This is a genomic window from Burkholderia sp. EMB26, from assembly GCF_024730645.1.
Lineage (GTDB): Bacteria > Pseudomonadota > Gammaproteobacteria > Burkholderiales > Burkholderiaceae > Burkholderia > Burkholderia cenocepacia.
Map to the genome: position 1 here is coordinate 3038312 of NZ_CP078070.1, position 24682 is coordinate 3062993.

General features: G+C 68.5%; 21 protein-coding genes. 15 read left to right on the forward strand and 6 right to left on the reverse strand.

The features are described 5' to 3' along the window. Nucleotides 1-94: 94 nt before the first annotated feature. From KU887_RS14330 to lnt, 8 genes are all read left to right on the forward strand, one after another. Complete coding sequence (locus KU887_RS14330) at nucleotides 95-1027, forward strand: LysR family transcriptional regulator (RefSeq protein WP_006486591.1); 933 nt, start codon at nucleotides 95-97, stop codon at nucleotides 1025-1027. Between the two features lie 213 nt (nucleotides 1028-1240). Next, entirely contained in the window at nucleotides 1241-2614 is a 1374-nt protein-coding gene (gene miaB / locus KU887_RS14335) for a tRNA (N6-isopentenyl adenosine(37)-C2)-methylthiotransferase MiaB (protein ID WP_006497371.1), read from the forward strand. 29 nt (nucleotides 2615-2643) lie between these two features. Further along, nucleotides 2644-3690 (forward strand): PhoH family protein, encoded by a 1047-nt coding sequence (locus KU887_RS14340; RefSeq protein WP_058901790.1) that lies wholly within the window; start codon nucleotides 2644-2646, stop codon nucleotides 3688-3690. A 151-nt stretch (nucleotides 3691-3841) separates the two neighbouring features. Further along, the gene (gene ybeY, locus KU887_RS14345) at nucleotides 3842-4618 is read left to right on the forward strand and encodes an rRNA maturation RNase YbeY (RefSeq protein ID WP_205672596.1); all 777 of its coding nucleotides are present in this window, start codon (nucleotides 3842-3844) and stop codon (nucleotides 4616-4618) included. 12 nt (nucleotides 4619-4630) lie between these two features. Then, a complete protein-coding gene (locus KU887_RS14350) occupies nucleotides 4631-5263 on the forward strand; it encodes a gamma-glutamylcyclotransferase (protein WP_006486595.1) in 633 nt (210 codons plus the stop codon). 43 nt (nucleotides 5264-5306) lie between these two features. Next, a complete protein-coding gene (locus KU887_RS14355; protein ID WP_006497373.1) occupies nucleotides 5307-5456 on the forward strand; it encodes a hypothetical protein in 150 nt (49 codons plus the stop codon). 294 nt (nucleotides 5457-5750) lie between these two features. Further along, a complete protein-coding gene (locus KU887_RS14360; RefSeq protein WP_006487531.1) occupies nucleotides 5751-6638 on the forward strand; it encodes an HlyC/CorC family transporter in 888 nt (295 codons plus the stop codon). Between the two features lie 52 nt (nucleotides 6639-6690). After that, the gene (lnt, locus tag KU887_RS14365) at nucleotides 6691-8391 is read left to right on the forward strand and encodes an apolipoprotein N-acyltransferase (RefSeq protein ID WP_006497374.1); all 1701 of its coding nucleotides are present in this window, start codon (nucleotides 6691-6693) and stop codon (nucleotides 8389-8391) included. Between the two features lie 72 nt (nucleotides 8392-8463). Here lnt and KU887_RS14370 read toward each other — a convergent pair whose 3' ends face one another. Continuing rightward, nucleotides 8464-10110 carry a hypothetical protein gene (locus KU887_RS14370; protein WP_062884332.1) on the reverse strand — a complete coding sequence of 549 codons (1647 nt, stop codon included), beginning with the start codon at nucleotides 10108-10110 and terminating at the stop codon, nucleotides 8464-8466. 283 nt (nucleotides 10111-10393) lie between these two features. Between KU887_RS14370 and glyQ the strand changes: the two genes are divergently transcribed. The 5 genes from glyQ to KU887_RS14395 are packed head-to-tail and all read left to right on the forward strand — an operon-like array spanning nucleotide 10394 to nucleotide 15835. Continuing rightward, nucleotides 10394-11398 carry a glycine--tRNA ligase subunit alpha gene (gene glyQ / locus KU887_RS14375; protein WP_006488593.1) on the forward strand — a complete coding sequence of 335 codons (1005 nt, stop codon included), beginning with the start codon at nucleotides 10394-10396 and terminating at the stop codon, nucleotides 11396-11398. Nucleotides 11399-11420: 22 nt separating this feature from the next. Continuing rightward, the gene (glyS, locus tag KU887_RS14380) at nucleotides 11421-13520 is read left to right on the forward strand and encodes a glycine--tRNA ligase subunit beta (protein WP_006488597.1); all 2100 of its coding nucleotides are present in this window, start codon (nucleotides 11421-11423) and stop codon (nucleotides 13518-13520) included. Nucleotides 13521-13530: 10 nt separating this feature from the next. Continuing rightward, nucleotides 13531-14094: a D-glycero-beta-D-manno-heptose 1,7-bisphosphate 7-phosphatase gene (gene gmhB / locus KU887_RS14385; protein WP_006488591.1), complete on the forward strand. Its 564-nt coding sequence runs from the start codon at nucleotides 13531-13533 to the stop codon at nucleotides 14092-14094. Nucleotides 14095-14137: 43 nt separating this feature from the next. After that, the gene (locus tag KU887_RS14390; protein ID WP_006488592.1) at nucleotides 14138-14902 is read left to right on the forward strand and encodes a 1-acyl-sn-glycerol-3-phosphate acyltransferase; all 765 of its coding nucleotides are present in this window, start codon (nucleotides 14138-14140) and stop codon (nucleotides 14900-14902) included. 45 nt (nucleotides 14903-14947) lie between these two features. After that, the gene (locus tag KU887_RS14395; RefSeq protein ID WP_034201389.1) at nucleotides 14948-15835 is read left to right on the forward strand and encodes a M48 family metallopeptidase; all 888 of its coding nucleotides are present in this window, start codon (nucleotides 14948-14950) and stop codon (nucleotides 15833-15835) included. Between the two features lie 108 nt (nucleotides 15836-15943). Here the strand turns inward: KU887_RS14395 and gloA are convergent, their stop codons facing one another. Then, nucleotides 15944-16327, reverse strand: coding sequence for a lactoylglutathione lyase (gene gloA, locus KU887_RS14400; RefSeq protein WP_006477863.1), 384 nt, complete (start codon nucleotides 16325-16327; stop codon nucleotides 15944-15946). 398 nt (nucleotides 16328-16725) lie between these two features. Between gloA and KU887_RS14405 the strand changes: the two genes are divergently transcribed. Continuing rightward, nucleotides 16726-17661, forward strand: a complete 936-nt coding sequence (locus KU887_RS14405) for a DMT family transporter (RefSeq protein WP_006491616.1) — start codon at nucleotides 16726-16728, stop codon at nucleotides 17659-17661. Nucleotides 17662-17746: 85 nt separating this feature from the next. On the opposite strand, the gene rsmA is transcribed toward KU887_RS14405, so the two are convergent. Genes rsmA through KU887_RS14425 form a run of 4 tightly spaced genes read right to left on the reverse strand, consistent with a single transcriptional unit; the run spans nucleotide 17747 to nucleotide 23393 of the window. After that, complete coding sequence (gene rsmA / locus KU887_RS14410) at nucleotides 17747-18574, reverse strand: 16S rRNA (adenine(1518)-N(6)/adenine(1519)-N(6))-dimethyltransferase RsmA (RefSeq protein WP_034201387.1); 828 nt, start codon at nucleotides 18572-18574, stop codon at nucleotides 17747-17749. Nucleotides 18575-18621: 47 nt separating this feature from the next. Then, a complete protein-coding gene (gene pdxA / locus KU887_RS14415) occupies nucleotides 18622-19611 on the reverse strand; it encodes a 4-hydroxythreonine-4-phosphate dehydrogenase PdxA (protein ID WP_006491615.1) in 990 nt (329 codons plus the stop codon). A gap of 11 nt (nucleotides 19612-19622) precedes the next feature. Further along, a complete protein-coding gene (locus KU887_RS14420) occupies nucleotides 19623-20981 on the reverse strand; it encodes a peptidylprolyl isomerase (RefSeq protein ID WP_034178516.1) in 1359 nt (452 codons plus the stop codon). A 51-nt stretch (nucleotides 20982-21032) separates the two neighbouring features. Then, nucleotides 21033-23393, reverse strand: coding sequence for an LPS-assembly protein LptD (locus tag KU887_RS14425; RefSeq protein WP_006485743.1), 2361 nt, complete (start codon nucleotides 23391-23393; stop codon nucleotides 21033-21035). A 224-nt stretch (nucleotides 23394-23617) separates the two neighbouring features. On the opposite strand from KU887_RS14425, the gene KU887_RS14430 reads away from it, so the two are divergent. Then, nucleotides 23618-24667, forward strand: a complete 1050-nt coding sequence (locus tag KU887_RS14430; protein ID WP_006497380.1) for an aminoglycoside phosphotransferase family protein — start codon at nucleotides 23618-23620, stop codon at nucleotides 24665-24667. Nucleotides 24668-24682 lie beyond the last annotated feature (15 nt).

The following is a 24682-nucleotide window of genomic DNA, read 5'->3' on the forward strand; positions in this document are numbered from 1 at the left end:
AAAAAGCGGGATGTGCGCGCATTGTCCCGAAGACGCCTATATTTGATAATTGGCGTGGCATTTGAACCATTTTCAAATATTTCTGGAAAATCGCATGGACCGACTGGGCGACATCCGGCTGTTCGTCGAGGCGGCGGAGCTCGGCAGCCTGTCCGCCGCCGGGCGCAAGCTGAACCTCACGCCGGCCGCCGCGAGCGCGCGGCTCGCGAAGCTCGAGGCGAAGATCGCGACGCGGCTGTTCGAACGCTCGACGCGGCAATTGCGGCTCACCGACGAAGGCAAGCTGTACCTGAACTGCTGCCGCCAGGCGCTGCAGGCGCTCGACGACGCGGACGCGATGCTGCAGGAAGGCCGCAATGTCGTGAGCGGCAAGGTGCGGCTGTCGTCGACGTCCGATTTCGGCCGCCATCAGCTGCTCGACTGGCTCCACGAATTCACGACGCTGCATCCGGGCGTCACGTTCTCGCTGACGGCGTCCGATTCGTCGTCGAACCTGTGGCAGGACGAGATCGACCTCGCGATCCGCTTCGCCGCGCCGCCCGACGGCGCGCTGATCGCCCGCCGGCTCGCGACCAACCGGCGCGTGCTGTGCGCGGCGCCGTCGTTCGTCGAGCGCCATGGCGTGCCGGCCGATCCGCACGATCTGGCCCGCTTTCCGTGCAACGTGATCACGATCGCGTCCGGCCCGATGAACACCTGGCACTTCACGCGCGGCGACGAAGTGCAGATCCACACGGTGCCCGTGTCGACGGCGTTCGAGACCAACGACGGCGGGCTCACGCGCGAATGGACGCTGCGCGGCCACGGCATTGCACTGAAGTCGCTGTGGGACATCGCCGACGACGTCCGCGCGGGCCGGCTGCGCGTGCTGCTGCCCGAGTGGCGGCACCAGGACGCGCCGCTGCACGCGATCTATCACAGCAAGCGCTACATGGCGCCGCGCGTGCGCGTGCTGCTCGACTTTCTCGCCGAACGCTTCGCGCGCGAGGAAGCCGCGCTCGACGACCTGCTGAACGCGTGTCGCTGACGGCCGGGCCGTCACCACTCCGGGGTCGGAACGCGAAAACCGGCGTCGCGCGCCCGCAACCGGCCGCCCGTCCGTCTTGGCATGGAAAGCTATAATGGAAGGCTTTCCCGACGGCCTTTCCTGTCCGTGCGCGCGATTCGCGTGCCGCGCACGGCCGTCCCGACTCACCCTTGACGACGCCCCCAGGTCAACCACTGCGAACGGCGAATCCCCATGACCAAGAAAGTTTACGTAAAGACCTTCGGCTGCCAGATGAACGAGTACGACTCGGACAAGATGGTGGACGTGCTCAACGCGGCCGAAGGCCTCGAAAAGACCGACACGCCGGAAGACGCGGACATCATCCTGTTCAACACGTGCTCGGTGCGTGAAAAGGCGCAGGAAAAGGTGTTCTCCGATCTCGGCCGCGTGCGCGAGCTGAAGGAAGCGAAGCCCGGCCTGCTGATCGGCGTCGGCGGCTGCGTCGCGAGCCAGGAAGGCGCGTCGATCGTGTCGCGCGCGCCGTACGTCGACCTCGTGTTCGGCCCGCAGACCCTGCACCGCCTGCCGCAGATGATCGACGCGCGCCGCGCGAGCGGCCGCGCGCAGGTCGACATCACGTTCCCCGAAATCGAGAAGTTCGACCACCTGCCGCCCGCGCGCGTCGAGGGGCCGAGCGCGTTCGTGTCGATCATGGAAGGCTGCTCGAAGTACTGCAGCTACTGCGTGGTGCCGTACACGCGCGGCGATGAAGTGTCGCGCCCGCTCGACGACGTGCTGACCGAAGTGGCCGGCCTCGCCGACCAGGGCGTGCGCGAAGTCACGCTGCTCGGCCAGAACGTGAACGCCTACCGCGGCGCGCTGGCGGCCGGCTCGTCCGAGATCGCCGATTTCGCGACGCTGATCGAATACGTCGCCGACATCCCCGGCATCGAGCGGATCCGCTACACGACGTCGCATCCGAAGGAATTCACGCAGCGCCTGATCGACACCTACGCGAAGGTGCCGAAGCTCGTGAACCACCTGCACCTGCCGGTCCAGCACGGTTCCGACCGCATCCTGATGGCGATGAAGCGCGGCTACACGGTGCTCGAATACAAGTCGGTGATCCGCAAGCTGCGCGCGATCCGCCCCGACCTGTCGCTGTCGACCGACATGATCGTCGGCTTCCCCGGCGAGACCGAGGACGATTTCGACAAGATGATGGCGCTCGTGCACGAGATGAGCTACGACACCAGCTTCTCGTTCATCTACAGCCCGCGCCCCGGCACGCCGGCCGCGAACCTCGCCGACGACACGCCGCGCGACGTGAAGCTCAAACGCCTGCAACATCTGCAGGCGACGATCGAGGAGAACGTCGCGCGCATCAGCCAGTCGATGGTCGGGAAGGTCGAGCGGATCCTCGTCGAGGGCCCGTCGCGCAAGGACCCGAACGAACTCGCAGGCCGCACCGAGAACAACCGGGTCGTGAATTTCCCGGCGCCGCTCGCGTCGCACCCGCGCCTGATCGGCCAGATGATCGACGTGAAGATCAACCATGCGTACCCGCACTCGCTGCGCGGCGAGCTCGTGATCGTCAGCGACGACGCGAGCGCGGCCACCCACTGATTGACGCCCGACAGGAGCCCGACGCTACTTTGAAGACCGTCCAAGCACTGGAATTCACCGCCCCGCGCGACGACAACGCGCGCCTCGCCAACCTCTGCGGCCCGCTCGACGAGAACCTGCGGCAGATCGAACAGGCGCTCGACGTCACGCTCGCGCGGCGCGGCCACCGGATCACGATCCGCGGGCGCGGCGCCAAGCTCGCGCTCGCCGCGCTCGAAAACTTCTACAACCGCGCGCGCGATCCGCTGTCGGTCGACGACATCCAGCTCGCGCTGGTCGAGGTGCGCCACACGGCCGGCAACGGCCGCCAGGACACGCTCGACGTGCGCTTTCGCGGCGACCCCGATCATCCGTTCGACGAACCGGTCGTGCAGCTCGACGCGGACGCGCCGGACGAAGAGCCGGCGCCGAAGCTCTACACGCGGCGCGCCGACCTGCGCGGCCGCACGCCCGCCCAGCGCGAATACCTGAAGCAGATCCTGTCGCACGACGTGACGTTCGGCATCGGGCCGGCCGGCACCGGCAAGACCTACCTCGCGGTCGCGTGCGCGGTCGACGCGCTCGAGCGCGACCAGGTCAAGCGGATCGTGCTGACGCGCCCGGCCGTCGAGGCCGGCGAGCGGCTCGGCTTCCTGCCCGGCGATCTCGCGCAGAAGGTCGACCCGTACCTGCGTCCGCTGTACGACGCGCTGTACGACCTGCTCGGCTTCGACAAGACGGCCAAGATGTTCGAGCGCCAGATGATCGAGATCGCGCCGCTCGCGTACATGCGCGGCCGCACCCTGAACCACGCGTTCATCATCCTCGACGAGGCGCAGAACACGACGCCCGAGCAGATGAAGATGTTCCTCACGCGGATCGGCTTTGGCTCGAAGGCGGTCGTGACGGGCGACACGAGCCAGGTCGACCTGCCGCGCGGCCACAAGAGCGGCCTCGTCGAGGCGCAGCAGGTGCTCGGCGGCGTGCGCGGCATCGCGCTCACCCGCTTCACGAGCGCGGACGTGGTGCGCCATCCGCTCGTCGCGCGCATCGTCGAGGCGTACGACGAATTCCACGCGCAGCACCAGGACGGCTGAGCGGCGGCGCCCGTGCGCTGCCCCAGGCCTGCCGGCCCGGCCCGCCGTCATGGCGCGCCGGGCTTTTTTTCACCCGCGCGCAGCCCGGCCGAATTCGGGCGCGATCGGCCGTTTGGTGTATCCTCAACGCGTCCCAATCGCCGCACGCGTCATGAAATCCTCCCGTTCCCGCAAGTCCGGTCGCGCCCAGTCCGCTGCGTCCGAATCCCCCCGCCTTTCGCTGTTCGACGCGAAGGGCAAAGCCCGCACCGTCAACGCGCAAGGGCTGCGAATCGACTTCCCGGACGGCCGCAGCCTGATGTTCGACCTGTCGGGCAGCTCGGGCGACGCGGCCGTCGCGATCGTCGCGCAGCACAACGATCCGGCGATGCGCGCGAAGCTCGCGCTGCAACCCGAGCATTACGACAGCGTGACGCTGCACGTCGGCGCCGAGTTCGCGCCGCGCGACGACGATCCGGAAGACGAGCCGCGCGCGCTGGAACTCGACCTGTCGGTGCAGTACGGCGACGAGATCACGAGCGACGTGCGCAAGACGCTCCCCAAGCGCAAGCTGATCGCCGAATGGCTCGAGCCGGCGCTGTTCGCGAGCGCGCAGCTCACCGTGCGCTTCGTCGGCGAGAACGAAGGCCGTACGCTGAACGCCGGCTACCGCCACAAGGACTATCCGACCAACGTGCTGACCTTCGCGTACGACGCGGCGCCCGACGGCACCGTGATCGGCGACCTGGTGCTGTGCTGCCCGGTGGTCGAGAAGGAAGCGCACGACCAGGGCAAGCCGCTCATGGCCCATTACGCGCACCTGCTGGTGCACGGCGCGCTGCACGCGCAGGGCTACGACCACGAGACCAGCGACGAGGACGCGGCCGAAATGGAAGCGCTCGAAGTCGACATCCTCGCTAAACTGGGTTTCCCGAACCCGTACCAGTAAGCCGTCCGCCCGATGCGTAACGCCGCGATGCTGCCGCCCGCCTACCCGCCGTCGATCGGCGAAGGCCGTCTGCTGACGGAAGACGAGCTCGCGGCGTCGCTCGCGCATACGATGCGCGACTGGGACGGCCGGCAGGATCTGTGGCTGTTCGGCTATGGCTCGCTGATCTGGAACCCCGGGCTGCCGACCGTCGCCGCCGTGCGCGGCAAGGTGCACGGCTATCACCGCGGGCTCTACCTGTGGTCGCGCGTGAACCGCGGCACCCCCGAACGGCCGGGCCTCGTGCTCGCGCTCGATCGCGGCGGCTCGTGCTCGGGCATCGCGTTCCGGCTCTCCGGCCCGACCGCGCAGCCGCATCTCGAGACGCTGTGGAAGCGCGAGATGCCGATGGGCTCGTACCGGCCCGCGTGGCTGCCGTGCTCGCTCGAGACCGGCGAACGCGTGAACGCGCTCGCGTTCGTGATGCGCCGTGATGCACCGACCTATACGGGCAAGCTGACCGATCCCGTCGTGAAGGAAGTGTTCAGTTGCGCGGCCGGCCGCTACGGCACGACGCTCGACTACGTGAGCCGCACGGTCGACGCGCTGCGCGCGAGCGGCATCCCCGACCGCGCGCTGGAAGGGCTGCTGGCGCGATGCCGGTGATGCGACACCACGCCGCCCGCGCATCCGAACGAGGACATCCCCGATGAAACCGTCAAACTGGTCGCGCGGCAGGATCGCCGCGCTGCTCGTCGCCGCGAGCGTCGCGCTGTCCGGCTGCGGAATCCTCGGCTGCGGCGGCGCCGCGACCAACGGCGCGGCCGCCGGCGGCTGCTCGGCCGGCATGCGGTTCTGAACCGCGCGCCGGCGGCGCCCGCCTGCGGCAGAATGCCGCGCTCACGACCGATGTCCCGCGTCGGGCCGCGCCGCCCTTGCCGCCGCCGTTTTTTTGCCGCCGCGCCCCGCCGACTCTTTCTGCGCTAGGATGGACCCGAGGACGACGTCGCGCCGGGCGCGGCCGTCCGCGAGCGGGCCCGCGCGAGCCGCCCATCCTGGCCGTGCGGCCGGGTTGACACGGTCGCGTCGTGCCCTTGGTGTATCCTTGCCTACTCCGTGACCGCGCGCCCCGGCATGACCCGGGCGCACCACCATGAACGATTCGTATCCCAGTCGTAAGTCAACCGACAAACCGCAAGAAAAGCGCTCGCTGCTCGAGCGCCTGACCGACTTCATCTCGCCCGAGCCCGAATCCCGCGGCGAGCTGCTGGAAATCCTCCAGGACGCCCACGAACGCAACCTGATCGACGCCGATTCGCTGTCGATGATCGAAGGCGTGTTCCAGGTATCCGATCTGTGCGCCCGCGACATCATGGTGCCGCGCGCGCAGATGGACGCGATCAACATCGCCGACAAGCCCGAGGATTTCATCCCGTTCGTCCTCGAAAAGGCGCACTCGCGCTACCCCGTGTACGAGGAGAACCGCGACAACGTGATCGGCGTGCTGCTCGCGAAGGACCTGCTGCGCTTCTACGCCGAGGAAGAGTTCGACGTGCGCGGGATGCTGCGCCCGGCCGTGTTCATTCCGGAATCGAAGCGCCTGAACGTGCTGCTGCACGACTTCCGCGTGAACCGCAACCACCTGGCGATCGTCGTCGACGAATACGGCGGCGTCGCGGGCCTGATCACGATCGAGGACGTGCTCGAACAGATCGTCGGCGACATCGAGGACGAATACGACTTCGACGAGGAAGCCGGCAACATCATCGCGGGGCCGGACGGCCGCTACCGCGTGCGTGCGCTCACCGAGATCGAACAGTTCAACGAGGTGTTCGGCACCGATTTCCCCGACGACGAAGTCGACACGATCGGCGGGCTGATCACCCATCATTTCGGACGCGTGCCGCACCGCGGCGAGAAGCTGCAGCTCGGCAACCTCGCGTTCGAAATCCAGCGCGGCGATGCGCGCCAGGTTCATGTGCTGCTGGTGCGCCGCAACCCGCTCGCCAGCCGTCGCGCCGAAACCTCGCACGAAGACTGACCGTTCCGCGCCAGCCGCGCCTCCTTCAACCGCTCGCCCACTTCCGCTTCACATGGACGATCCGATCCCGTCCCGCCCGGCTGGCGGCCTTCTCGCGCCGGCCCCCGGCCGCGCGCTGCCGCGCTGGCATTATCCGGCCGCGCTGCTCGCCGGCGCCGCCAATACGCTCAGCTTCGCGCCCACGCCGCACGGCGGCTGGCTGCAGCTCGTCGTATTCGTCTGGTTTTTCGCGCAGCTGACGCGCACGTCGAGCTGGCGCGGTGCCGCGCTCACCGGCGGCGCGTTCGGCTTCGGCAACTTCATCAGCGGCGTCTGGTGGCTCTACATCAGCATGCACGTGTACGGCGAGATGGCCGCGCCGCTCGCGGGCGGCGCGCTCGTGCTGTTCTCGCTGTACCTGTCGCTGTACCCGGCATTCTCGGCCGGGCTGTGGTCGTTCTGCGCGGGCCATGCGTGGCATCGCCGCGCGCCCGACCCGCGGCCGTTCTCGCCGACCTGGCACGGCGCGTTTGCGTTCGCGAGCGCGTGGGCGCTCGGCGAATGGCTGCGCGGCACCGTGTTCACCGGCTTTCCGTGGCTCGGCAGCGGCTACCCGCAGGTCGACGGCCCGTTCGCCGGCTTTGCGCCGGTGGTCGGCGTGTACGGGATCGCGTGGGTGCTCGCGCTGTTCGCCGCACTGGTCGTGCAGGCGCTCGTCGCCGCGCGTCCGTCGCCCGTGCGTGACAACGGAGCCGGTGCATCCGGCGGCAACGCCCGCGTGCGCGTCGCCGCGCCGGCCGGCATCGCCGTCGCGCTCGTCGCGGCCGGCCTCGGACTGTCGCAGGTCACCTGGACCGTGCCCGCGAACGCGCCGCTCACCGTGCGGCTGCTGCAGGGCAACGTGAAGCAGGACATCAAGTTCGAGCAGGAAGGCATCGACGCAGCGATCAAGATGTATCAGCAGATGATCGTCGAGAAACCGGCCGACCTGATCGTCACGCCCGAGACCGCGATCGCGGTGATGATCCAGGAGCTGCCCGAGCCGTTCGCGGTCGCGATCCGCAAGTTCAGCGACACGACCGGCTCGGCCGTGCTGTTCGGCGCGGTCGGCGCGTCGGTGACCGAGGACGGCCACTACGTCGACTACACGAACAGCCTGTACGGCGTGACGCCGAACTCGCGCGACATCTATCACTACGACAAGCACCACCTCGTGCCCTTCGGCGAGTTCATTCCGTGGGGCTTCCGGTGGTTCGTCGACCTGATGAAGATGCCGCTCGGCGACTTCGCGCGCGGCGCGCCCGTGCAGAAGCCGTTCCTCGTGCACAACCAGCCGGTGATGGCCGACATCTGCTACGAGGACTTGTTCGGCGAGGAAATCGCCGCGACGATCCGCGACAACCCGCAGCCGCCGGGCGTGCTCGTCAACGTGACGAACCTCGCGTGGTTCGGCGACACGATCGCGCTCGACCAGCACCTGCAGATCGCCCGGATGCGCTCGCTCGAAACGGGCCGGCCGATGCTGCGCTCGACCAACACCGGGATGACGGCCGCGATCGACGCGCACGGCCGCGTGCTCGGCCAGTTGAAGCCGTTCACGATCGGCTCGCTCGACGTGCGGATCGAAGGCACGAGCGGCTTCACGCCGTACGTGACGAGCGGCAACAATATCGTGCTCGCGGTGTCGCTCGTGTTGCTCGCGTTCGGCTTCACGTTCGGGCCCGGGCTGCGGCGACGCAACGGCCGCAAGCCCGGCGACGACGAAGCGGCATGATGCAGCGGGCCGCTGCCGCGCGCGGCGGCCCGTGACCACGAACCGGCCGGCCGCTCAGGCGGGCCGGGACGATCAGTTCGATCGATCCTGTTGCGCCGGCTGCGCGGCAAGGCCGCGCAGATCGCGGCTCACTTCCTCCATCACCGGCGCCCACGCGCCGAACGTCGGCTGCCGGTACAACGTCGCGGTCGGATACCACGGGCTGTCCGCGCGATCGAGCAGCCACGGCCAGTGCGGATTCACGTCGAGCAGCACCCAGGTGCGCGCACCGAGCGCGCCGGCCAGGTGCGCGACCGACGTGCACACGGTGATCACGAGATCGAGCGCGCCGATGAACGCGGCCGTATCGTCGAAGCTCTTCAACTCGGCCGTGTAGTCATCGATCGCGAAGCCCGCCGCGCGCGCGGCGGCGACATCCGCATCCGCACCCGGCTGCAGCGAATAGAACGCGACGCCGTCGATGCCGCGAAACGCGTCGGCATAGCGCTCGAGCCCGACGCGCCGGAACGGATTGCGCTGATGGCCCGCGCTGCCCGTCCACACGAGCCCGACCTTCAGCCGGCCATCGCCCGCGAGCCGCGCGCGCCATGCATCACGTGCGCGTGGTTCGGCCCGCAGGTAAGGCACCGACGCGGCGAGCGTCGACGCCTCCATCCCGAGCATCAGCGGCAGGCCGATCAACGGCACTTCGTAATCGAATGCCGGCAACGCATCGATGCCGCCGCCCGCGCCGAACACGTCCGCGTGCGCGCCGAGGCTGCGCTGCATCAGCGTGCCGAGCGCCGGAAACGTATTCCACGCGAGCCGGCCGCCTTCGCGATGCACGCGTTCGGCGAGCGGCACGACGAAGCGGCAGAACTGCAGCACGTCGCCGAGCCCCTGCTCGCCCCACACCAGCAGCGTCTTGCCGGCGAGCGGCTCGCCCTGCCAGCGCGGGCCCGGCAGCGCCGGCCGGCGACCGCGCAACTCGCCCGCGCCGTCCCAGCGCGCCTCGTGGCCACGCCAACCGGCCGCGTGGTTGCCGCGCACCAGCTGGATGATCGCGAGATTGAAGCGGAACGACGCATCGTCGGGCGCGAGTTCGCAGGCGCGCGCCGCATGGCGCTCGGCCTCGTCCCAGCGCTGCGCCTCCTTCATCGCCATCGCGACGTTGTTCATCGCGAGCGCGTTGTCGGGCGCGAGCTCGACGAGCCGCGCGGCGCACGCGAGCGCACCGTCCAGGTCGTGCGTCGCGATCCGCGCGACGACGAGGTTGATCCATGCCTGCACGTCCCGCGGATCGTGCTGCACGGCCGCGTCGAGCAACGCGATCTCTTCCGCGCGATCGGCGCCCGACAAGCGCAGCGCGATCGCGAGGTTGTTGCGCAGCGACGGCCAGCCGGCATCGATCGCGAGCGCCGCGCGGTACGGCGCGACCGCGTCCGCGTGACGGCCGGCCATCTGCAGCGCATAGCCATGGTTGAAGTGTGTGGCCGCGCCCGGCTGCACGCGCACCGCGCATTCGGCGAGCGCGAGCGCGTCGGCCGTGCGCTGCCGCGCGACGAGCGCCGTCGTGAGCCGCACGAGCGCGTCGGCATCGACCGCATGCAGATGGGCGGCGGCGGCCAGCCACAGATCGTGCGCGGCGCGCTCGCCGCGCGCCTGCGCGTCGGCGGCCTGGCCGAGCAACGCGAGGAACGGCGGAAGCAGCGGAATCAGAATGTCGGTCGGTTCATCCATGCAATCGGCATCGGCAAGCGGTGACGCGGCACGCGTGGCGCGCCGCAATACGCGCATCTTACCGCCCGCGCGACGCGCCGCGGCAGGGGCGCCGCGCGCGTGCGCGCAGGCCGCGGGAGCGGTGCGGCGATGCCCGCATCGGCCTTCCGGCCGCATCCGGTCGCCGATCCGGTAAAATTACGCGTTTCAGCACACTAACAAGCCGCGCCGCCGCGCGAGCCGACCCTCCGGGCCCGCCCGGAGCGCCGTCCGCAACGGAGCGCCAGCGCCACGAAGGCTCTTCATGCTTACGTTTCAGCAAATCATCCTGACGCTGCAGTCCTACTGGGACAAGCAGGGTTGCGCCCTGCTCCAGCCCATCGACATGGAAGTCGGCGCGGGCACGTCGCACGTCCACACGTTCCTGCGCGCGGTCGGCCCCGAGCCGTGGCGCGCCGCGTACGTGCAGCCGTCGCGCCGCCCGAAGGACGGCCGCTATGGCGAAAACCCGAACCGCCTGCAGCACTACTACCAGTACCAGGTCGTGCTCAAGCCGGCGCCGGAAAACATCCTCGACCTGTACCTCGGCTCGCTCGAGGCGCTCGGCTTCGACCTGAAGCAGAACGACGTGCGCTTCGTCGAGGACGACTGGGAGAACCCGACGCTCGGCGCGTGGGGCCTCGGCTGGGAAGTGTGGCTGAACGGGATGGAAGTCACGCAGTTCACGTATTTCCAGGAAGTCGGCGGGCTCGAATGCAAGCCGGTGCTCGGCGAGATCACGTACGGCCTCGAGCGCCTCGCGATGTATCTGCAGAAGGTCGAGAACGTGTACGACCTCGTGTGGACCGAGTGGGAAGAGCAAGGCCCGAACGGCCCCGAGCTGCGCCGCCTGTCGTACGGCGACGTGTACCACCAGAACGAGGTCGAGCAGTCGACCTACAACTTCGAGCACGCGAACGTCGACCTGCTGTTCACGTTCTTCAACAGCTACGAAGCGGAAGCGAAGAAGATGATCGACGCGCAGCTCGCGCTGCCCGCGTACGAGCTCGTGCTGAAGGCCGGCCACACGTTCAACCTGCTCGACGCGCGCGGCGCGATCTCGGTCACCGAGCGGGCCGCGTACATCGGCCGCATCCGCGCACTGTCGCGTCTCGTCGCGCAGGCTTACTACGACTCGCGCGAGAAGCTCGGCTTCCCGATGCTCGGCAACCCGCCGGGCGTGCCGGGCCTCACCACCGACGCCCAGGACGCCGCCCAGCCGGCATGGGCGCCGCCGCTCAAGGTCGAACGCAAGATCGATCAGGTCTGACGAGACGAGATTCAATCCAACCATGACGCACAATCATCCCGCCCCCCTGCTCGTCGAACTGCTGACCGAAGAGCTGCCGCCGAAGGCCCTCGCGCGCCTCGGCGACGCATTCGCCGAAGGTCTCGCGCAACGCCTCGCGGCGCGCGACCTCGTCGAAGGCGAACTCGTGTTCGAACGCTACGCCACGCCGCGCCGCCTCGCGGTCGTCGTGCAGAACGTGCGCGCCGTCGCGCCTGACCGGCAGGTCCGCGAAAAGGTCCTGCCCGTGTCGGTCGCGCTCGACGCCGAAGGCAAGCCGACGGCCCCGCTCGCGAAGAAGCTCGCGGCGCTCGGCCACCCGAACCTGTCGATCGCCGATCTCGAGCGCGCGCAGGACGGCAAGGCCGAAGCGTTCTTCATCAATTACTCGGCGGCCGGCGCCACGCTCGCCGACGGCCTGCAGGCCGCGCTCGACGAGGCGCTCGCGAAGCTGCCGATCCCGAAATTCATGACGTACCAGCGCCCGGACGGCTCGGACGTGAAGTTCGTGCGCCCGGTGCATCGCCTGACGGTGCTGCACGACGACCGCATCGTGCCCGTCACCGCGTTCGGCGTCGACGCCGGCGACACGACGCTCGGCCACCGCTTCCTGTCCGACGGCCTGGTCGCGATCCAGCACGCCCGCGCGTACGCCGACACGCTGCGCGACAAGGGCCGCGTGATCGCGCACTTCGCCGATCGCCGCGAAACGATCCGCACGCAACTGAACGAACATGCGAACGGCGACACGGTCGTGATGCCCGAATCGCTGCTCGACGAAGTCACGTCGCTGGTCGAATGGCCGGTCGTCTACCCGTGCCGCTTCGAGGACGAATTCCTGCAGGTGCCGCAGGAATGCCTGATCCTCACGATGCAGACGAACCAGAAGTATTTCGCGCTGACCGACGTCGCCGGCAAGCTGCGCTCGCGCTTCCTGATCGTGTCGAACATCGAGACGAAGACGCCGGGCGAGATCATCGAAGGCAACGAGCGCGTCGTGCGCCCGCGCCTCGCCGATGCGAAGTTCTTCTTCGAGCAGGACAAGAAGAAGCCGCTCGCCGACCGCGTGCCGCAACTCGCGAACGTCGTCTATCACAACAAGCTCGGTTCGGCGCTCGCCCGCGTCGAGCGCCTCGAGGCGCTGGCCGGCGAAATCGCCCCTGCGATCGGCGCCGACACCGCGCACGCGAAGCGCGCCGCGCGCCTCGCGAAGGCCGACCTGCTGACCGACATGGTCGGCGAGTTCCCGGAACTGCAGGGCACGATGGGCACGTACTACGCGCGCCACGACGGCGAAGCCGACGACGTCGCGCTCGCATGCGCCGAGCACTACCAGCCGCGCTTTTCCGGCGACGCACTGCCGACCACGCCGGTGTCGACCGCCGTCGCGCTCGCGGACAAGCTCGAAACGATCGTCGGCATCTGGGGCATCGGCCTCGCGCCGACCGGCGAGAAGGATCCGTTCGCGCTGCGCCGCCACGCGCTCGGCGTGCTGCGCCTGCTGCTCGAAAAGCAGTTGCCGCTCGATCTCGTCTCGCTGCTGCGCACGGCCCATGCACGCTTTAACGGCGTGCCGGGCGTTGCCGAATCGACCGACGCGATCTTCGCGTTCTTCATGGATCGCCTGCGCGGCCTGCTGCGCGAGCGCGGCTATTCGGCCGGCGAAATCGACGCGGTGCTGAGCCTGAATCCGACGCGCATCGACGATCTCGTCGCGCGTCTCGACGCGGTGCGCGAATTCACGCGCCTCGCGGAAGCCGAAGCGCTCGCGGCCGCGAACAAGCGGATCTCGAACATCCTGAAGAAGTCGGAAGGCGGCGCGAACGGCGCGGTGCAGCCGACGCTGCTCGTCGAGGCCGCCGAGAAGGCGCTGCACGAACAGCTCGCGGCCGTCACGCCGCACGTGCAGTCGCAGCTCGAGGCGCGTGCATACACGGGCGCGCTGTCGGCGCTCGCCGCGCTGCGTGCGCCGGTCGACACGTTCTTCAACGACGTGATGGTCAACGCGGAAGATCCGGCCCTGCGCGCGAACCGTCTCGCGCTGCTGTCCGCGCTGCACCAGCAGATGAACTGCGTCGCCGACATCTCGAAGCTCGCCGCATAAGGGCCGCCCGATGCCGACCAGCCCCAACCGAAAGCTCGTCGTCCTCGACCGGGACGGCGTGATCAACGTCGATTCGGACGCGTTCATCAAGACGCCCGACGAATGGATCGCGCTGCCCGGCAGCTTCGAGGCGATCGCCCGGCTCAACCACGCGGGCTACCGCGTGGTCGTCGCGACCAACCAGTCCGGCATCGGTCGCGGGCTGTTCGACATGGCCGCGCTCAACGAGATGCACCTGAAAATGCATCGCGCGGCGGCCGCGGTCGGCGCGCGCATCGACGCGGTGTTCTTCTGCCCGCATACGGCCGAAGATCATTGCGACTGCCGCAAGCCGAAACCCGGCATGATGCAGATGATCGCCGAGCGCTTCGAGATCGATCCCGATCACACGCCGGTCGTCGGCGATTCGCTGCGCGACCTGCAGGCCGGCGTCGCGGTCGGCTTCCAGCCGCACCTCGTGCTGACCGGCAAGGGCAAGAAAACGCTCGCCGCGGGCAATCTGCCGCCCGGCACGAAGGTCCACGACGACCTGCGCGCGTTTGCGCTCGATTTTCTTTCACACGAACACGAGTGATGCGGCTGCCGCGCGCATCCTCCCCAACGCCAGACTCACGCCGATGCGCTTCGTCCGCTCCCTGCTGCTGCTGATCTACTTCATCCTGTACACGGTGCCGTACGCCACCGCGTGCTTCATCGCGTTTCCGTTCATGCGCCCCGACGCGCGCTACTGGATGGCGGCCGGCTGGTGCAAGTCGACGCTGTGGGTCGTGCGCTGGCTGAACGGCATCCGCTACCGGATCGAAGGGATGGAAAACCTGCCCGACGGCCCGGCCGTGCTGCTGTCGAAGCACCAGTCCGCGTGGGAGACGCTCGCGTTCCCGGCGCTGATGCCCAAGCCGCTCTGCTACGTGTTCAAGCGCGAGCTGCTGTACGTGCCGTTCTTCGGCTGGGCGCTCGGGCTGCTGCACATGGTCAACATCAACCGCAAGGAAGGCAAGAACGCGTTCAATTCGGTGATCCGCCAGGGCAAGAAGCGCCTGTCGGAAGGCGCATGGATGATCATGTTCCCCGAAGGCACGCGCACGCCGGTCGGCAAGCAGGGCAAGTACAAGACGGGTGGCGCGCGCTTCGCGATCGAAACCGGCACGCCGGTCGTGCCGATCGCGCACAATGCAGGGCGGGTGTGGCCGCGTAACTCGTTCACGAAATTCCCGGGCGTCGTCACGGTGTCGATCGGCAAGCCGATCGCGAGCGAAGGGCTGACGCCCGATGCATTGAACTCGCAGGTCGAAGCATGGATCGAAGCGGAAATGCGCCGCATCGATCCCGATGCGTATCGTCAGGCGGGCAACGCCGGCACACGCGATGCCGCGCGCGCCTGAAGCCCCGGATTGCAGCCGTTGCGTACGACAAAAAGAAGCGAACTGATGAAACAGCGTCCGCGGCCACGGCCTGCCGTCGTGGCCCTCGATCATCGCCAGATGGATCTGCCGCTCTTCGACGGGCCGGCCGCGGCGCCGTCGGCGCCCGCCGCCCCGCCGGCGCCGCCTGAAGTCGCACCCGCCGCACCGCTCGATCCGGGCCCGGCGCCCGATCGCTCGCGCGTGCGCACGTTCGCGCTCGACAGCCGCGTGCTCGAATACCGGCTGAAGCGCTCGGCGCGCCGTACGATCGGCTTCACGATCGACGGCAGCGGGCTGTCGATCACCGCGCCGCGCTGGGTCACGCTCGCCGACATCGAAGCGGCGATCGCGGAGAAACAACGCTGGATCTTCGCGAAGCTCGCGGAGTGGAAGACGCGCACCGAGCAGCGCGCGCTGCCGCAAATCGACTGGCGCGACGGCGCGCAGCTGCCGTATCTCGGCAAGACGGTGACGATCGCGCTCGGCGCGGGCGCCGTCGCGTTTGATGCCGATGCGCTGCGGCTGTCGCTGCCGCTGCCCGTGCAGGCCGACATGCAGCAGATCAAGGATCGCGTGCAGGGCTGGCTGCAGGGCGAAGCGAAACGCATCTTCGGCGAACGCCTCGTCGTCTACGCGGAAAAGCTCGGCGTCACGTATTCGATGTATGCGCTGTCGTCGGCCGCGACGCGCTGGGGCAGTTGCTCGAGCGACGGCAAGATCCGCCTGAACTGGCGGCTGATCCATTTCCCGATGTCGATCATCGACTACGTCGTCGCGCACGAGCTGTCGCACCTGCGCGAGATGAACCACAGCCCGGCCTTCTGGCAGACCGTCGAATCGATCTTCCCCGAGTTCCGCGAAGCGCGGCATACGCTCAAGCATCATCCGCCCGAGTTGCTGCCGTCGCTTTGACGCGCGCGGCTTCGGCTCCAACGAAAAAGGGCGATGCGGATTACCCCGCATCGCCCTTTTTCGCTGCCGCGGCGCACATCGCACGCCGCGGCCCGGTTCATCCCGCGCTTACTTCTTCTGGATGAACTCGATCTTGTAGCCGTCCGGATCCTCGACGAACGCGATCACGGTCGTGCCGTGCTTCATCGGGCCTGCCTCGCGCGTGACCTTGCCGCCTTGCGCCTTGATCTTCTCGCAGGCCGCGTACGCATCGTCGACCGCTACCGCCAGATGGCCGAAGCCGTTGCCGAGATCGTAGGACGGCGTCTCCCAGTTATGGGTGAGTTCGATCACGGTGCCCGTGCTCTCGTCTTCGTAGCCGACGAACGCGAGCGTGAACTTGCCTTCCGGATAATCCTCGCGACGCAGCAGCTTCATGCCGAGCAATTCGGTGTAGAACTTGATCGAGCGGTCGAGATCGCCGACTCGCAGCATCGTATGCAGCAAACGCATGTGTTGTACTCCTGTGGGGACTTTCCAGAACCGGAAATTCTACCGGAGACGGGTGAATTTCGCCGGGGGCGCCTAGCCGGGGGCGCCTAGCCGGGGGCGCCCAGCCGGGGGCGCCTAGCTGGATGCGCCCCGCCCGGCGCACGGCCGAGGCGGCGCATCGGTTGACCCGACGCAAGCGCAACGGCAGAAAACGTCACACTCCGGCCCGCCCGACCACCGCGCCGATCGGGTAACATCCTTCCACTTCGCACCAAAAGCGGGCATGCGTCCCGCCGCCCGACCGCGACCACCCACTCTTCCCTACCCCACACTGCCGTGCGAAACCGCCGATTCGAGCGCGCCGGACGCGCCGCCCGCCTGACCTCGCCGCCGTCATACCGGACCCGCGAGGCGCGCCGATGACCGCGCTTGCCGCCGCCCCCGTGCGCCGCGCGCTCGATACGCGCGCGGTCGGCCTGATGCTGCTGCTGTGCGCGATCTGGGGCTTCCAGCAGGTCGCGATCAAGAGCACGAACGCCGCGATCGCACCGATGTTCCAGGCCGGGCTGCGCTCGGTGATCGCGGCGGTGCTGCTATGGGGCTGGGCCCGCACGCGCGGCACGCCGCTGTTCCAGGCGGACGGCACGTTCGGCGCGGGGCTCGCCGCCGGCGCGCTGTTCGCCGGCGAATTCATCTGCGTGTTCTTCGGACTGACGCTGACGAGCGCGTCGCACATGGCGATCTTCCTGTACACGGCGCCGTGCTTCACCGCGCTCGGCCTGCACCTGTTCGCCCCGGGCGAGCGGCTGCAGCGCACGCAATGGGCCGGTGTCGGTCTCGCCTTCGCCGGCATCGCGCTCGCGTTCGCGGACGGCTTCCTGAAGCCGCGCGCGCCCGGCGCGTCCGTGCTGGCCGGGCTCGCCGGCGACGCGCTCGGGATCCTAGGCGGCGCGATGTGGGCCGCGACGACGGTCGTCGTGCGCTCGACGGCGCTCGCGCGGGCCAGCGCGAGCAAGACGCTGTTCTACCAGCTCGCGGTATCGGCGGTCGTGCTGGTCGCGCTCGCCGCGCTGTCCGGCCAGATGTCGTTCGCGCACGTGACGCCGGTCGCGCTGGCGAGCCTCGCGTACCAGTCGGTGATCGTCGCGTTCGTCAGCTACCTGTCGTGGTTCTGGCTGCTGACGCGCTACAGCGCGTCCCGGCTGTCCGTCTTCACGTTCCTGTCGCCGCTGTTCGGCGTCGCGTTCGGCGTGTTGCTGCTCGGCGAATCGGTCGGCTGGCGCTTCATGTCCGCGGCCGCGCTCGTGCTGACCGGCATCGCGCTCGTCAACGCGCCGCCGCGCCGGCGGGCGTGACGACCGACGCGAGATGCGCGGGCAATAAAAAAGGCCGCCGGTCAGGCAGCCTCTTCGATACAGCCGGTGGCGCGCGCGACCCGCGTCATCCGGCCTTGCGCACCGCCGCAAGCGCCTGCGCGACGCCGACGTACTCGGCCACGCTCACGTCCTCCGCACGGCGCGCGAGATCGAAGCCGAGCGCGTCGAAATCGATCGTCTCGCGGTAGTCGCCGAGCGTATTGCGCAGCATCTTGCGGCGCTGCGAGAACGCGGCGGTGACGATTTCGCCGAGCAGCACGGGATCGACGTCCGGCAGTTCGTGCGGCTCGTACGGAATCATCCGGACGATCGCCGAATCGACCTTCGGCGGCGGCTGGAACGACTCCGGCGGCACGTCGAGCATCTTTTCCATCACGTAGCGGTACTGCAGCATCACCGACAGCCGCGAAAACGCCTTCGTGCCCGGCTCCGCGACCATCCGCTCGACGACTTCGTTCTGCAGCATGAAATGCTGGTCGATGACCGCATCGGCGAACGTCATCAGATGAAACAGCAGCGGGCTGGAAATGTTGTACGGCAGGTTGCCGACGATCCGCAGCGACGGCTTGTCGCCGGGCGCCGCGAGCGAGCGGAAGTCGAATGCGAGCGCATCGCCCGCGTGCAGTTCCAGCAGCGCGCCGAAGCGTTGCTGCAGGCGCCCGATCAGGTCGCGGTCGAGCTCGACCGCGTGCAGCGGCGACTCGGGCGTCGCGAGACGCTCGATCAGCGGCTCGGTCAGCGCGCCGAGCCCGGGCCCGATCTCGACCATCCGCTGGCCGCGCGCGGGGCCGATCGTCGCGACGATCGAATCGATCACGCCGTGATCGACGAGGAAGTTCTGCCCGAAGCGCTTGCGCGCGAAATGGCCTTGGTGCTGTCTGCTGTTCGACATCGACTGAGTAAAACGAAAAATACGACGAATGGGGTAAGCCGGCAGCGTCAGGCTGCGCGGCGATGGCGCGCCATCGTGACGGCCGTATCGAGCGCGGCGATCATGCTGCCCGGATCGGCGCGGCCCGTGCCGGCCAGATCGAGCGCGGTGCCGTGATCGACCGACGTGCGGATGATCGGCAGCCCGAGCGTCACGTTGATGCCCTCGCCGAACGTCGCGTACTTCAGCACGGGCAGGCCCTGGTCATGGAACATCGCCAGCACGCAATCGGCATCGGCCAGATGGCGCGGCTGGAACAGCGTGTCGGCCGGATACGGGCCGCGCGCATCGATGTGTTGCGCATGCGCACGGGCCAGCGCCGGCGAGATCACGTCGATCTCCTCGCGGCCGAGATAACCGTTCTCGCCCGCGTGCGGGTTCAGGCCCGTCACGAGGATGCGCGGCGTGGCGAGACCGAAGTCGCGCCGCAGGTCACGATCGATGATCGCGAGCGTCTCGACGAGCCCGTCGATCGTCAGCGCGGCCGATACGTCCTTCAGCGGCAAGTGGGTGGTCGCGAGCGCGACACGTAGCGGCCGCTGGCCGGTGCCGGCCAGCATCATCACGACGCGCGGCGTATGCGTGCGCTCGGCCAGGTATTCGGTATGGCCGGTGAACGGCACGCCCGCATCGTTGATCGTGCTTTTCTGCAGCGGCGCGGTGACGATCGCGTCGTACCGGCCCGCCAGCGCGCCGTCGATCGCCGCGTCGAGCAGCCCGAGCACGTAGCGGCCGTTCGCCGCGTCGAGCTTGCCCGCCTGCGCGGGCACGGCCAGCGCGCGATGCGCGACCGACACCTGCGCGCCGCCGGCCAGCGTGGCCGGGTCGATGCCGACCGCCGCGGCCCGCGCGTCGAGCAACGCCGCATCGCCGAGCACGGTGAAATGCGCGTCGGGCCAACGCTGCGCGGCGTCACGCAGCGCCTGCACGGTCAGCTCCGGGCCGACTCCCGCGGGTTCGCCGGTCGTGATCGCGATCTGCAGCGCGGGCGTGGTCATTCGATGCTCGCTCAGTTCGCCGGGCCGACGCCGCCGATCTTGTACTGCACGTACGACGAATCGCGCAGCTCGCGCAGCCAGTCGGCGTAGGCCTGTTCGGCCTTGCGCTGGCCGATCGCCTGGCGGGCGATGTCCATCTGCTGCTGCACCGACCCTTCCGCTTCGCGGCGGTTCAGCACCTGGATCAGGTGGTAGCCGTACTCGGTACGAATCGGCTGGCTGATCTGGCCGTCCTGCAGGTTGTTCATCGCACGCTCGAATTCCGGCACGGTCTCGCCCGGGCTGATCCAGCCGAGATCGCCGCCCTGCGACGCCGACCCGTCCTGCGAGTAGGTGCGCGCGAACTTCGCGAAATCGCCGCCGGCCTCGACCTGGTTGCGGATGTCAACGAGTTGCTGGCGCGCCTGGCCTTCCGACTTGCCTTCGCCGACGCGCAGCAGGATGTGGCGCACGTGCGTCTGGACGATCTTCGGCGCCGCGGCGCTCGCGCCCTGGCTCTGGCGGCGATCGACGAGGCGCACGATCTCGAAGCCGTCCGGCACGCGGATCAGCGTCGGGTTGACCTGGCCCGGGCGCAGCTTCGACGCGGCCTCGACGACGTCGGCCGGCAGCGCGCTCGGCGACTTGAAGCCGAGATCGCCGCCCTTCTTCGCGTCGTTCGCTTCGGAGTTGTTCTTCGCGAGCCGCTCGAAATCGGCGCCCGACTTCGCCTGCTGCAGCAGCGCTTCCGCCTTCTTCTGCGCGGCTTCGATGTCGGCCTGCGGCGCGTTGGTGGGCGCCTTGATGAAGATGTGCTGGAAGCGCAGGTCCTGCTGCTGCGACGCGTTCGGCCCGCGCTGGCTCGCGATGTAGTTCGCGACCTCGGCGTCCGACACCGTGATCTTGCCGTCGACCTCGCGCTCGCGCAGCTTCGACAGCGTCAGCTCGGTGCGCGCGTCGTTCGTGAAGATGCTCCAGGGCACGCCTTGCGCCTCGAGACGCGCGCGGTACTGGTCGAGCGTCATCCCGTTCGCCTGCGCGAGACGCTGCAGCGTGGCCTGCACGGTCGCGTCGTCGACACGGATCCCGTCATCCTTGGCCTTCTGCACCTGGATACGTTCGAGCACCATCTGGTTCAGCACCTGCCCGCGCAACTGGTCGGCCGGCGGCACCGGCGCGTTCTGCTGCTGCAGCCGGCGCGCGATCAAGCCGACACGCTGGTCGAGTTCACGGCCCGTGATCACGTCGTTGTTGACGACCGCGACGACTTCGTCGGCGAGCTGCGCACCTTGCGAACCGAGCGCCTGCGCCGCGGCCGGCGCGGCGGCGAGCAGCGCGGCGGACGCGGCAAGGCTGGACACGACTGCCGCGAAACGAAGGGTTTTCTTCATTGCCACTGAAACTCCATTGAAATCGTGCTGACCGGTGCAGACATGCCGGCGTTACTCGTAGTTGCTGAAGCGGGACATCGGCGGCGGCGGCGGCGGCAACGGCGTGTAGCCCGGCACCCCGGCGCGGAACGCGGACACGAGGCCGTTGTCGACGGTCGACAGGCCCTTGAGCGTCAGCTGCATCATGAATCGCGTCGACGAGTTCTGCTGTCCCGACGTATTGATGCCGTTCGCAAATCGCTGGACCCCGACCCCGAGCGCCCAGCAGTCCGCGTCGTATTGTAAGCCGACCAGACCGTCGACCACGCGATCTCCGGCGAGGTCGTAGTTGAAACGGCCGATCGCATACAGGCGGCGCGTGAGCGGCCATTGCGCGGACACCAGGAACTGGTTGATCGGCTGGTTGTCGAGCGTGGTGTTCGCGCGCGTATAGCGGTAGCCGACGTTGATCACGCGGCGCTCGCCCGGGCTGTAGCCGAAACCGACGCTCGACTTCACGAGCTGGTTGTTGTTCTGGTTGTACTGGAACGCCGTTTCCGACATGAAGCCCGAGCCGAGCTTCAGCGCGGCGCCGACGATCAGGTCCGAGTGGCGCGCCAGCACGGCGCTCTGCCCCGGCGTCAGCGTGACGCGCTGATCGGCGAAGTAGTACTGCTGCGCGATCACGAAGCGCGCGCGCTCGTCGCCGGTGCGCGGATCGATGAAGCGCGACGTCAGGCCGGCCGTGATCCGGTTCGCATCGGCGATCCGGTCGTTACCGACGAACGTGTTCGGCTGGTAGATCTCCGCGAGGCCGAAGTCCGATTCCGCGGTGTCGAACAGCGGCGCGTTCGACTGGTCGCGATACGGCGTGTACACGTAGTACAGGCGCGGCTCGAGGGTCTGGATGAAGTCCTGGCCGAACAGGCGCACCGAACGGTCGAAGATCAGGCCCGAATCGACGCTCACGGTCGGGATCGACTCGGTGAAGCGCTTCGGGTTGTTCGGCGTGGTCGACGACAGGTAGCCCAGGTCGTACGACGCGAAGTGATACTGGACCTTCGGCACGACGAAGTAGCCGGGGCCGTACACGCCGTACGAGATGTACGGGTTGAAGACGATCCGGTCGCCCTGGGTCGCATCGGCGGTCGTGATGCGGAACCGCGAATAGTCGGCTTCCGCGCCGAAGTCGAAACCGCCGACGTTGTACTTCGTGTATTTCACGTTCAACTGCGGCTCGCGGCTGTACGGCGCGATCGACGGCGGCAGCGTCTGCCAGTGCTGGTAGCGCGCGAGTACCGACCACGGGCCGTTGTTGTACGTGAGGCCGGCTTCCTGCTGGTACAGCGTCTGCGTCCCGTTGACGAACTGGTTCGTCGACCCGAGGTCTTCCGGATACGTGTTGTCCGAGACCTTGTTGAAGTAGACGTAGCCGCCGAAACCGCCGCCGAAATTCTGCTGGTGCTGCCAGTAGATCGCGTAGCGGTTGCGGTGCGCGAGCCGGTCATCCGGCAGGTAATTGGCCGTAAACGTGCCCGAATACGACGGCGACAGGTAGCGGAACGTCGCCTCGGTCATCACGCCGCGCCGCGAGATGATGCGCGGCGTGAGCGTCAGGTCGCGGTTCGGCGCGATGTTGAAGTAGTACGGCAGCGACAGCTCGAAGCCGTTGTTCGAGTTCATCGAGAACGTCGGCGGCAGCAGGCCGCTGCGCCGCTCGCCCGACAACGGGAACGTCATCCACGGGCTCGCGAAGATCGGCACGCCCTGGAAGAACAGCACGCCGTTGCGCGCGGTGCCCTCGTCGGCGCCCGTATCGAAGTCGAAGCGGCTGCCCTTGATGTACCACGCGGGGTTCGTCGAGCACTGGCACGCCGTATACGTGCCGTTGACGAACACCGAGCGCTCGTTGTCGACCATGTCGACGCGCTCCGCGCTACCCGACCCGCCCGTCACGTTGAAGTGATACTTCGGCGCGGTCATGAAGCCCTGGCTCGCCTCGATCTTCATGTGCGCCTCGGGGCCCGCGAACGACATCCCGCCATTGACCACCTTGACCTGGCCGTACGCATCGGCCATGTCGGTATCCTGATCGTAGTGGATCGCGTCGGCCTTCACGACGGCGTCGCCGCGCCGCAGCTCGGCGGAGCCCTTCGCGGCGAGATCCTGCTCGGCGGTGCCGCTCGTGTGGTCGGCGATCACGAAGGCGGCCGGCTTCGCGCCGTCCTTCAGCGGATGATCCTCGAGCTGGGGTGCGAGACGCAGATCCCACGGCGAGTCGAGCGGCTGCGGCTGCGCAGCCGCGCCCGACAGCTGCGCGTACGACACGGCCGGCACGAGGCCGGGCACGGCCAGGAGCGCGAGCGCGAGCCGCCGTTTGCGCGGCGCCCCGTCACCGGGGAAAACATTCGGGAATAGCGGTTTGGGCGGCATCTATCGTTTGGCGAATCGCCCCTTGTCAACCGCGCCTGCACGGCACCTTCGCGCGCGGCGGGCCGCGCCGTCGAGCCGCGACTGCGGCTCTTCGCAAACCGGGGAGGCGATCGGGCGGACGGCGCGACAGGCGGCGGGCCTGCACGGCGGAAGCTGACGCGGGGGCGCGTCAAAAAAGTCGTGGGGTATTATATGGCAAGACGTTCCCCCCTCCGCCGAGTTTCATGACGCCCCCATCCGCCGCATCCCAGCCCGACGCCCGCCTCGAAGCGCTCACCGCGTGGCTGCACCCGCTCGCCGGGCGCTACGCCCTCGATCTGTCGACCCTCGCGCCCGCGTCGTCGGACGCCAGTTTCCGCCGCTATTTCCGGGTCGCGTCGGCCACCAGTGCCGGCGGCACGCTGATCGCCGTCGATGCGCCGCCGCCCGAGAAATGCCGCGAGTTCGTCCAGGTCGCGCAGCTGCTCGCCGCGGCCGGCGACCACGTGCCCGACGTGCTGGCTCACGATTTCGACGCAGGCTTCATGCTCGTGACCGACCTCGGCCGCAAGTCGTACATCTCGGTGCTCGACCCGGCCGACCCGGCCGCCGCACGTCCGCTGATGCGCGCCGCGCTCGATGCGCTGATCCGCTTCCAGCTCACGTCGAAGCCCGACGTGCTGCCGCCGTTCGACGAAGCGTTCCTGCGCCGCGAAATGGAGCTGCTGCCCGAATGGTTCGTCGGCCGCCACCTCGGCAAGCCGGTCACCGACGCGATGCGCGGCACGCTCGAGCGCACCTTCGCGCTGCTGGTCGCGAGCGCGCACGCGCAGCCGCAAGGCTTCATGCTGCGCGACTTCATGCCGCGCAACCTGATGGTCTGCGAGCCGAATCCGGGCGTGCTCGACTTCCAGGACGCCGTGTACGGGCCGCTGACGTACGACGTCGTGTCGCTGCTGCGCGACGCGTTCATCAGCTGGGACGAGGAGTTCGAGCTCGACTGCTTCGCGTACTACTGGGAAAAGGCGAAAAAGGCCGGCCTGCCGGTCGATCCCGATTTCGGCGAGTTCTACCGCCAGCTCGAATGGATGGGGCTGCAGCGCCACATCAAGATCCTCGGCCTGTTCGCGCGCATCAACTACCGCGACGGCAAGCCGCACTACCTGAACGACCTGCCGCGCTTCCTCGCGTATGCGCGCAAGGTCGCGCTGCGCTACCGCCCGCTCGTGCCGTTCGCGAAGCTGCTCGACGAGCTCGAGGGCAATGCGCCGGCCGACGTCGGCTATACATTCTGACCGTCCCCACACCCA

Bases quoted from the DNA above. Each gene is read 5' to 3' on its own strand.
- pdxA (WP_006491615.1), bottom strand. From the start codon at position 19,611: ATGACCACGCCCGCGCTGCAGATCGCGATCACGACCGGCGAACCCGCG.
- glyQ (WP_006488593.1), top strand. From the start codon at position 10,394: ATGCTTACGTTTCAGCAAATCATCCTGACGCTGCAGTCCTACTGGGAC.
- KU887_RS14405 (WP_006491616.1), top strand. From the start codon at position 16,726: ATGACCGCGCTTGCCGCCGCCCCCGTGCGCCGCGCGCTCGATACGCGC.
- KU887_RS14350 (WP_006486595.1), top strand. From the start codon at position 4,631: ATGCGTAACGCCGCGATGCTGCCGCCCGCCTACCCGCCGTCGATCGGC.
- KU887_RS14370 (WP_062884332.1), bottom strand. From the start codon at position 10,110: ATGGATGAACCGACCGACATTCTGATTCCGCTGCTTCCGCCGTTCCTC.
- lnt (WP_006497374.1), top strand. From the start codon at position 6,691: ATGGACGATCCGATCCCGTCCCGCCCGGCTGGCGGCCTTCTCGCGCCG.
- KU887_RS14425 (WP_006485743.1), bottom strand. From the start codon at position 23,393: ATGCCGCCCAAACCGCTATTCCCGAATGTTTTCCCCGGTGACGGGGCG.
- KU887_RS14390 (WP_006488592.1), top strand. From the start codon at position 14,138: ATGCGCTTCGTCCGCTCCCTGCTGCTGCTGATCTACTTCATCCTGTAC.
- gloA (WP_006477863.1), bottom strand. From the start codon at position 16,327: ATGCGTTTGCTGCATACGATGCTGCGAGTCGGCGATCTCGACCGCTCG.
- KU887_RS14430 (WP_006497380.1), top strand. From the start codon at position 23,618: ATGACGCCCCCATCCGCCGCATCCCAGCCCGACGCCCGCCTCGAAGCG.
- ybeY (WP_205672596.1), top strand. From the start codon at position 3,842: ATGAAATCCTCCCGTTCCCGCAAGTCCGGTCGCGCCCAGTCCGCTGCG.
- glyS (WP_006488597.1), top strand. From the start codon at position 11,421: ATGACGCACAATCATCCCGCCCCCCTGCTCGTCGAACTGCTGACCGAA.
- miaB (WP_006497371.1), top strand. From the start codon at position 1,241: ATGACCAAGAAAGTTTACGTAAAGACCTTCGGCTGCCAGATGAACGAG.
- KU887_RS14420 (WP_034178516.1), bottom strand. From the start codon at position 20,981: ATGAAGAAAACCCTTCGTTTCGCGGCAGTCGTGTCCAGCCTTGCCGCG.
- gmhB (WP_006488591.1), top strand. From the start codon at position 13,531: ATGCCGACCAGCCCCAACCGAAAGCTCGTCGTCCTCGACCGGGACGGC.
- KU887_RS14360 (WP_006487531.1), top strand. From the start codon at position 5,751: ATGAACGATTCGTATCCCAGTCGTAAGTCAACCGACAAACCGCAAGAA.
- rsmA (WP_034201387.1), bottom strand. From the start codon at position 18,574: ATGTCGAACAGCAGACAGCACCAAGGCCATTTCGCGCGCAAGCGCTTC.
- KU887_RS14330 (WP_006486591.1), top strand. From the start codon at position 95: ATGGACCGACTGGGCGACATCCGGCTGTTCGTCGAGGCGGCGGAGCTC.
- KU887_RS14355 (WP_006497373.1), top strand. From the start codon at position 5,307: ATGAAACCGTCAAACTGGTCGCGCGGCAGGATCGCCGCGCTGCTCGTC.
- KU887_RS14395 (WP_034201389.1), top strand. From the start codon at position 14,948: ATGAAACAGCGTCCGCGGCCACGGCCTGCCGTCGTGGCCCTCGATCAT.